We start from the raw sequence: 9,370 nt of genomic DNA, 5'->3' as shown, positions 1-9,370 counted from the left end.
TCATGCGCATTCCTAAGCTTTTCAATAAAACGCAACGGTAATCTAAGCATGAAAATTACAGCCCGCCATATGCTTATGTTTGTATGGATATTGCTGGTCGGTTGTCAGGATTCGCCGCCACCGCCGTTGCGGGTGGGGATCAATCCGTGGGTTGGCTACGATCCCTTGGTGCTGGCACGTGAGCAGGCATTAGTCGATGCCAAGCAGCTGCAGATAATCGAGTTGCATTCCAATACCGAAAGTACCCGCGCCTTGCGCAATGGTTTATTGGACGCAGCGGCTTTAACATTGGATGAAGCTTTGCGATTGGCCGATACGGGAATGGCGCTCAAAATAGTCGCCGTCCTGGATGCCTCAAATGGTGCCGATGCCGTATTGGCAGGTCCGGATATAGCCAGCCTTACTGACTTAAAAGGCAAACGCATTGCATTGGAAAAGACCGCCTTGGGCGCCTTAATGCTGGATCGTTTATTAAAAGCGGGCGGTTTAAATCATGATCAAGTGGAGACATTACATGTTGAAGCGGCCATACATGCAGATGTATTGGCCAATGGTAGCGCCGATGTTGTAATTACCTTTGAACCTATGAAAAGCCGTTTGTTGAATTTGGGTTTCCATAGCCTGCTCGATAGTAGCCAAATGCCTGGTGAGGTTGTTGATGTCCTGGTCGTACAAGCCAATATAGCACCACAGCGTACAGCTTATCTTTTACAAGCTTGGGAGCATGGGCTTCAGGCATTGCAAGCAAATCCTGAACGATCAGCGGCCTTACTTGCAGTGGGGACTGATCTTAGTCGGGAAGAGTACCTGGATACCTTAAAAGGACTATATTTTGTATCCCTGCAAGATAGCGCCAGATTACTTGCTGGGCCACCAGCGCCCTTCATTCATGATTCTGTGCCATTAGTGGACACATTGCAGCAGCTAGGGTTATTGCAAAAGGCACCGGACTGGAACGCATTGCTGGATAATAGAGCTGCATTGCTGGCTTTGGGGCGGCAACCATGATTTGGAGTCCATTACTCGCCTTGTCGGCACGTTGGTTAGTGCCATTATTGTTTGCTTTGACGGCGGTCATGGCGATTGGCGTTATCTACCAATTGCAAGTAAAAGAATACTCGGATTCAGTGCAGTACAACGAACAGCAGCGGCTGCGGGAACGTCTGGGCGTCGAGCAGACTCGTTTGGAGCATGAATTGGGTCAGGGTAATTTAATGCAAGTGCGGCGCTTGGTGTCTGGCTTGACATTACATAGTGGTATTACGCATGCCTGGTTAATAGACCAAAATTACCAGATTATTGCGGCGACATCCCGAACCGAGCTGAATCAGCCGCTGGAAACGATTTTAGGCAAACAATCAGCCGATTTACGCCAGGCTAGCAGGCAAAGCCTGGCAATCTGGCAGCCGGATATACATGTTCAATATCTTGCAGCTGAGAATGCCTTGTTGGCTGAAGTCGGCATTTACCCAGACTTTCGTTTACTGGTTAGCTTGGATTTAACACCCGCTTTGGCGGAGCGTTTGGCGCTGGGTAAAGTTCATCTGTGGCGCCAGGCTGGCATGATCTTGTTTTTCTCAGCATTTTTAGCAGGCTTGCTGCACATAATTTGGTTTCGCCGTGCAGCGCATCTCACCGCAACCGCCATGGCATTAGGGGCGGGCAATCTGGCCGCGCGTGCTCGCATGCAAGGCAGCGACGAACTGGCAGCGATCGGCAATGCGCTTGATAACATGGCTGTCAATCAGCAACGCTATCAAGCTGACTTGCGCCAATCTCTGCGTAATCTTAATGTCATTGCTAATGCTTCGCCGGCGTTGTTTTGGACCTCTGATTTAGATAAGGCTTGTGACTGGTTCAATCAACGCTGGCTGGATTTCACCGGTCGTAGTTTGGCGCAAGAGCAGGGTAATGGCTGGGCTGAAGGTGTGCACCCGGATGATTTTGAGCGCTGTTTGAATATTTACCAGACTGCTTTTGACGCTCGTTCAGCCTTTTCCATCGAATATCGCTTACGTCGACATGACGGTGAATATCGCTGGCTGTTAGATCAAGGCATGCCGCGCTATGATGCCGATAACTGTTTCCTCGGTTACATCGGTTCTTGTTTGGATATTACTGACGAAAAACAGTTACACGCGCAGTTGGCGGCTAGCGAAGCCTATTATCGCTATTTGTTTGAACATAACCCTGCGCCCATGTTGATTTACCAGCGTGCTGGTTTACAGTTGGTGTCAGTTAACGAAGCCTTTCGACGCCATTACGGTTATAGCCATGATGAGGCTCTACAATTTCAACTGCCCGATTTGTATCCGGAAGCCGAACAAGCAGCCATTATCAAGTTGGCTCGCAACTTAACTGGGCATGTTTGTGTGGGTGAATGGCACCACCGTATCAAAACCGGCGAATATATCAATGTAGTCGCGCATTCAAATGATCTGATTTACAACGATCAGGTTTGCCGAGTGGCTGTTATGATCGACATCACAGCCCTCAAGCGTGTGGAATTGGACTTGCAGCAACGAAACCAAGAACTCGAAAGTTTTAATGCTGCCTCTGTGGATCGCGAGTTGACAATGATAGAGCTAAAAAAACAGGTTAATGAGCTATCTACCAAACTGGGCCGGCAGCCGCCATTTGATCTTGGTTTTACCCACGACAGTTCCAAATCAGACAAATCTGATCAATCATCATGAAGCCTGTTACTCGTCAGCGCTACATTCTATTCGCTTGTTCTGCCTATGCTGTGATGGCTTTAGCATGGATATTTCTCTCGGACCGTTTGCTGGCGTCTTTAGTGGATGTGGACTCTATCGTTGGCTTGTCCTCATCTAAAGGCGCATTTTTCGTCTTGGTCAGCGTAATCGTATTTTATTTTATGTTGCAAGGTACGCCATCCGCTGCAGAAAAAATAGCAGTCGATAGTTCCTTGCCGGATATATTGCTAGCTCATCTATGGCCACGTTGGTTGATTTATGTGTTTGCAGTGGTACTGGTTGGGGTTGTGCAGGTTTTGCGTAACAATTTAGTCCCCGTTTTTGGCGATTCACCTCAACTGATTTTGTACATCTTGCCAGTCATTTTGGCGGCCTTACTGGGTGGTCTTGGTCCTGGACTACTGGCAACCGGCATAGCCGCCGCTGCCTCGGCTTATAATATGTTCCCGGTTGGACGCTTTGTCATACAGACAAACATGAATCTTTTTCAATGGAGTGTATTGATTTTTAATGGTTTGACGGTAAGTTTGGTCAGCGAAGCTTTGCACCAGTCACGACGCCAGGAAAATCAGCACAGACTTCGACTGGAAGAAACTTCGCAGGCATTGGCTGCCAGCCTAACCCGCTTTCGGAATTTATTTCAGAAGGCGCCGTTGGCGATGGGATTGGTTGACAAGCAGGGGATCATTCAGGATCAAAATGTCCGCTTTGAACAATTGTTTGGTTATTCCGCCGCAGACATGCCAACTTTAGCGGAGTGGTGTCGGCGAGCTTATCCCGACCCAGTTTATCGTGCTGAAGTTGAGGCTATTTGGAATACGGCAGTGGCTGGTAGCGTGGAATCAACCGATAGCATTGATGCAGGCGAATTTCGGATAAGCTGCAAAGATGGTCAGCAACGTATTATGCATATTCATAGTATCGCTCTGAAAGAGGGGCTTTTGACCACTTTTATGGACGTCACCGAGCGCCGGCGTTCTGAAGATGAGTTGCGCCTGTGGACGAAATCCTTCGAACAAACGCAAGTGGGCTTGGTCATTACAGATGCACGCAGCAATTGTATCGTGTCGGTCAATTCAGCTTTTGCGCTTGAGCGTGGCTACACCTGTGAAGCAATGCGCCAAATGCCATTGGCACAATTGTTTCCACCTGATTGCAAAACAGATGTTCAGCAGATGCTTGCGGATTTAGCCGTTAAGTCTCACGGTATATTTGAAACCGAGCATCTGTGTAAAGATGGTCGTCGCTTACCGGTATTGCTGGATATTACCGTGATACCGGATGCTGAGGGGCGGCCGCTACATCGTCTGACAATTGTCTTGAATATCAGCGAACGCAAACGCATTCAGCGGGATTTGGAGTCGGCTCAAATCCAGGCGCTGCAACAACAAAAGGAAGCACGACTGGCCATTCTTAATCAAATGCAAGATGCCAATGCCGCCCGCATAAAAGCCGAAACAGCTCTGGCTGCACTGAGTGATAGTGAAGCCCGTATGCGTGTTTTGATCAACACTATTCCCGATTTAATCTGGTTAAAGAATGTCGACGGTATCTATCTTCAGTGTAACGCTGCTTTTGAACGATACTATGGCAAGCCGGAAGTGGATATTCTCGGTCATACCGATTACGACTTTGTTAATGCCGATTTAGCCGACTTTTTCCATACCAATGATCGCCGTGCGCTAGAAACGAATGTGACCATCATCAATGAAGAATGGCTGACGTTTGCGGAAACTGGTTACCGGGGACTCTTCCAAACAGTAAAAGTGCCGGTATTTAATGTTGATGGAGATGTTGTGGGCGTGCTGGGTATTGCGCGTGATATCACGGCTCTGCGACAGGCCGAAGAGGATTTACGTGCCATTAATACCGGCTTGGAAGCCAGAGTGGTTGAACGCACAGCCGAACTTGACATACTTAATAAATCACTCGAAAGTTTTGTTTATTCAGTCTCCCACGACTTAAAAGCGCCACTGCGAGGTATCGAAGGCTACAGTCAATTACTCCAGGAAGATTATGCTACTGCTTTAGATGACGATGGGCGGTTATTTATTGCTAATATTCGTAATGGTGTTATGTGTATGGGTGAGCTGATCGATGATCTATTAGCGTATTCACGGATGGAGCGACGTAAATTAGACAGCAATAAGTTGGATTTGGCGCTGATGATTAATCAGTTGTTAGCGGAAAAAGCTGATGACATTGCGGCAGGGGGTGTGGAGATTCGTACCGATTTAGCTACCGTTTGGGTGCAAGCTGACGCCAGTGGTTTGAGTATCGTAATGCGTAATTTGTTGGAAAATGCTTTTAAATTCAGTGCTCGGGCGATGCCGCCACGGATTGAGATCAGTCTGCGAGAGGAAAACCATTTCGCAATTGTAAAAATAACCGATAATGGTATCGGGTTTGATATGATCTACCACGATCGCATTTTTGAAATTTTTCAGCGTTTGCAACGTGTAGAAGATTATCCCGGCACAGGAGTGGGTCTGGCTTTAGTCAAAAAAGCCATCCAACGCATGGGTGGTAAAGTCTGGGCAGAAAGTGAGCCGGGGCAGGGTGCAAGTTTTTATTTGCAATTGCCGCTAGCCAAAGGCTAAGAAGAGTAATAATTTAAAGTTTCTAATCAATTTAAGGTACATAAGTCCTGCGTATCTACGCTGTTTGTCTTATGCGCTGTACTTATTCAGCCTACCAGGATGAATAAAGCAACCCATGCAAACGATAAAATAACCTGCTATTGATATCAGGACTTAAGCAACCATGAATACCTATCCTCCGATTCTGTTAGTTGATGACAATCCTGTTGATGTCGATCTGACCTTGCGTGCGTTCAAACGGCGTAAGCTGGTTAATGAAGTGCTGGTGGCTCGCGACGGAGAAGAAGCGTTGGCCTGGATACCGCGCTGGGAATCCGGCGAACAGAAACCGGCGGTAATATTGCTGGATTTGAAAATGCCACGGGTGGATGGTTTGACTGTGTTACGCGAACTAAAAGCCCACCCTTTGTTGCATATGATTCCGGTGGTGATTTTGACGACCTCCAAAGAGGATAAGGATATCAGTACCGCTTACGCTTTAGGCGCTAATTCTTATATTGTCAAGCCGGTTGAATTTGAAAAATTTATGGATGTTGCGCAACAGGTCGAGCTTTACTGGTGCGTGTTAAATGAAAAGCCAATAGCTTGATAGCGTTTGCACTGCATATTCATTAAATATGTGTTCTTAATCTTCAAACACGCTGACTCTTGATGAAAGTGCTTTATATCGAAGACTCTAATAACGATGCCGATTTGACTCGGCGGGCGTTGAAGAAATCTGCGCCGGATATTGAGCTAGACATTGCAGCAAGCCTGGTAGAAGGTTTGGCCAGACTTAGCCCGTCTGCCGGGTACGATTTATTACTGTCTGATTTGTCCTTGCCGGATGGCTCCGGTTTGGCTGCTTTAAACTATGTGCGTGAGCGAAAACTGCCGTTGGCAGTGGTTATACTCACCGGTTCCGGCGATCAAAATGCTGCAATTGCAGCCCTCAAAGCCGGTGCGGATGATTATCTGGTTAAGCGGAACGATTATTTAAACCGGCTGCCTGCCGCGCTCCATTTAGCCATGACGCGGTTTCGGGATAGCGTCAATCGTAGCAACCGAATACTGCGGGTCCTGCAAGTCGAGCACAATTTATTTGATAGCGATTTGACCCGTCGTCATCTAGCACATCATGCCCCGCATATTCATTTGACATCGGTTCAAAATGGCCCGGAGGCTTTGGCATGTCTGCCTGATTCAAATGAGGCGTCGTCTGATTTCGATGTGTTGTTAATAGATTATCGTTTGCCGGGTATGGATGGCCTGGAACTGGCAAAAGTACTACGCGAGAAACGCGGCCTTGATATACCCATCGTGCTGGTGACAGGTCAGGGTAGCGAGGACATAGCGGTGCGTGCCTTGCATTTAGGCGTGGATGATTATCTTGCCAAGCGCGAAGGTTATTTGTTCGAACTGCCGGCCACGCTAGAAAAAGTCGTACATTTAGCAGAACTCAATCGCGAACGCATGGTTTTAAAACGTACCGGGCAACGCCTTTCGCGGGTATTGGCCGCCAGTCCAACCATACTGTATAACCTGCGTTTTTCAGAGCAAACCATCAGCACTACATGGATAAGCGACAATGTCGAACGCCTGCTGGGCTACACGATGGAACAAGCCCTGCTACCAGGTTGGTGGCAAATGCATTTGTTTCCTGCCGATAGAGAATCCGTAATAGCCAGTCAAGCGAATTTGCTGGTTGATGATCAACTGATACATGAATATCGTTTTATCTGTGCGGATAGTCGTATCATCTGGCTAAGAGACGAACTCAAACTGATTCGTGATGACCAAGGCCAGCCGCTTGAAGTGGTCGGCGCGTGGCTGGATGTGAGTGAACATAAACGGACCGAAGCCGTGCGTCTGGCTCGTCAGTCGGTATTGGATCGCATAGTCGCCAATCAACCTCTCCCGCTGATTCTGGACGATATTGCAACACGCGTAGAAGCCATTTATCCGGATATGCGTGTCGCCATTATGCTGCTCGATCCAATCACCGGTTGTTTAATGCAGGGGGCCGCGCCAAGTTTGCCGGAGTTTTACAATAAGACGGTGGATTGTTTAGCGCCAGGCGAGGGTCGTCGCTCTTGTGGGACGGCAGCCTGGCGTGGCGAGCCGGTGATTGTTTCTGACATCGAACATCATCCTTTTTGGTCGGCTTATCTAGATTTAACCCGAAGAGCCGGCCTGCGTGCTTGTTGCTCTATACCTTATAAAGACGAAACGGGACAGGTGTTGGGCACGTTTGCTGTTTATTACGATTGTGTTCGTGAACCTTTAGCGGATGAATGGGTGCTGGTTGAGGAATTTACCCGTATCACCGCGTTAGCCGTGCAAAAAGTGCGCGCGGCCGAATCGCTACGTCAGGCAGCTGCAGTATTTGAAGCCACTCGCGAAGGCATATTAATCACCGATTTGCAGCCCCGTATTGTGGCAATCAATCGTGCCTACTCAGAAATTACCGGTTACAGTGAAGTTGAGGTGTTAGGCAAAAATCCTAATTACCTACAATCGGGCCGGCACGATGCGGCGTTCTATCAAGCGTTATGGTCTCGGCTGCTTGACACAGGTCATTGGCAGGGGGAGATTTGGAATCGACGTAAAAACGGCGAACTTTATCCGCAGTGGTTAACAATTAGCACTGTGTATGATGATCAAGGCCTGCCTTATCAGTATGTCGGGGTTTTTTCCGATATTAGTCAGATCAAACAGTCTGAAGCACGTTTAGAGCATATGGCCCACTACGATCCATTAACGGATCTGCCAAACCGGCTTTTGGTGCAATCGCGCTTACTCCACGCTATAGAACGGGCGCAGCGCCATCGGCATAAGGTCGCGGTGCTCTATCTTGACTTGGATCATTTTAAAACAGTCAATGACAGCCTTGGCCATCCCTGTGGTGATGAATTGTTAAGTTTGTTAGCCAGTCGCTTGATCAGCCGTCTTCGCGAGGAAGATACATTGGCACGACTGGGTGGTGATGAATTTCTATTGGTGCTGGAGCAAATCGAACAAGCCGAAGTGGCCGCTACGGTAGCGCAAACCATGATCGAGCTGCTGAAACCATCGTTTAGGCTCTCAAACGGACATGAAATTTATCTTGGTATCAGTATAGGTATCAGTCTGTTTCCGGACGATGCCAATGATGTGACGGAATTGATTCAGCATGCGGATATGGCGATGTATCTGGCCAAGCAGGAAGGACGAAATACCTTTCGCTTCCATACCCAGGCACTCAGTAGCGCAGCTAGTGAGCGCTTAAGTCTGGATACCCGCTTACGCCGGGCGCTTATCGACAGCGAGTTTATTTTGCATTACCAGCTATTAATCAACGTGAATACGGGCCAGTTTGCCGGCGTTGAAGCGTTGGTACGCTGGCAGCCGCCAGGAGAGGATATGGTGCCTCCGGGCAAATTTATCCCTATTGCCGAAGAAACCGGCTTGATTGTGCCATTGGGTGAATGGGTGTTGCGTACGGCTTGTAAACAGGGTCGGGCCTGGCTCGATGCCGGCTTGCCGGCGATGATAGTGGCGGTGAATCTCTCAGGGCGGCAGTTTCAATCGGCTGATGTGGTGGCCTTGGTGCGGCAGGTATTAGCCAATACCGGTTTTCCAGCCCAGTATCTGGAGCTGGAATTGACTGAAGGCATGTTGATGGACAACGCCAAGCATTCCATCGCAACCCTGAATGCCTTAAAGGATTTAGGCGTACGTTTGTCCATAGACGATTTTGGTACCGGCTATTCTTCACTGGCCTACCTGAAGCAGTTTCCGATCGATAAACTGAAAATCGATCAGAGTTTTATCCGTGGGCTTGTGGATGATGACAATGATAGAGAAATCACCGCTACCATTATTGCCATGTCTCACATTCTGAAGCTGGATGTATTAGCCGAGGGTGTGGAAACCGAGCAGCAATTGGATTTTGTCCGCCAACACGGCTGCGATTATTACCAGGGTTATTTATCCCACCGGCCCGAGCCAGCAGCGCTTGTAGAACAACGCTTACGTGATAGGGCAAGCTAGATACACGTTTTTATGGTACCCATGCTCTGCGTCACTGCCATT

5 protein-coding genes are annotated in these 9,370 nt (G+C 48.4%); all 5 read left to right on the top strand.

Translation table 11 applies throughout. The annotated features are described in order from the left end of the window. A partial coding sequence (locus A1359_RS21295; RefSeq protein ID WP_332310108.1) for an ABC transporter substrate-binding protein occupies positions 1-1,008 on the top strand: 1,008 nt, incomplete at its 5' end. Next, positions 1,005-2,696, top strand: coding sequence for a PAS domain-containing protein (locus A1359_RS21290; protein WP_066988181.1), 1,692 nt, complete (start codon positions 1,005-1,007; stop codon positions 2,694-2,696). The genes A1359_RS21295 and A1359_RS21290, both read left to right, overlap by 4 nt. Then, complete coding sequence (locus tag A1359_RS21285; RefSeq protein ID WP_066988179.1) at positions 2,693-5,317, top strand: PAS domain-containing sensor histidine kinase; 2,625 nt, start codon at positions 2,693-2,695, stop codon at positions 5,315-5,317. Before A1359_RS21290 ends, A1359_RS21285 begins: the two co-directional genes overlap by 4 nt. Before the next feature lie 163 nt (positions 5,318-5,480). Then, entirely contained in the window at positions 5,481-5,906 is a 426-nt protein-coding gene (locus A1359_RS21280; protein ID WP_066988177.1) for a response regulator, read from the top strand. 62 nt (positions 5,907-5,968) lie between these two features. Continuing rightward, positions 5,969-9,328 (top strand): EAL domain-containing protein, encoded by a 3,360-nt coding sequence (locus A1359_RS21275; protein ID WP_066988175.1) that lies wholly within the window; start codon positions 5,969-5,971, stop codon positions 9,326-9,328. Positions 9,329-9,370 lie beyond the last annotated feature (42 nt).

Source organism: Methylomonas lenta (genome assembly GCF_001644015.1).
Lineage (GTDB): Bacteria > Pseudomonadota > Gammaproteobacteria > Methylococcales > Methylomonadaceae > Methylomonas > Methylomonas lenta.
This window is presented reverse-complemented; position numbering and strand designations above follow the sequence as displayed.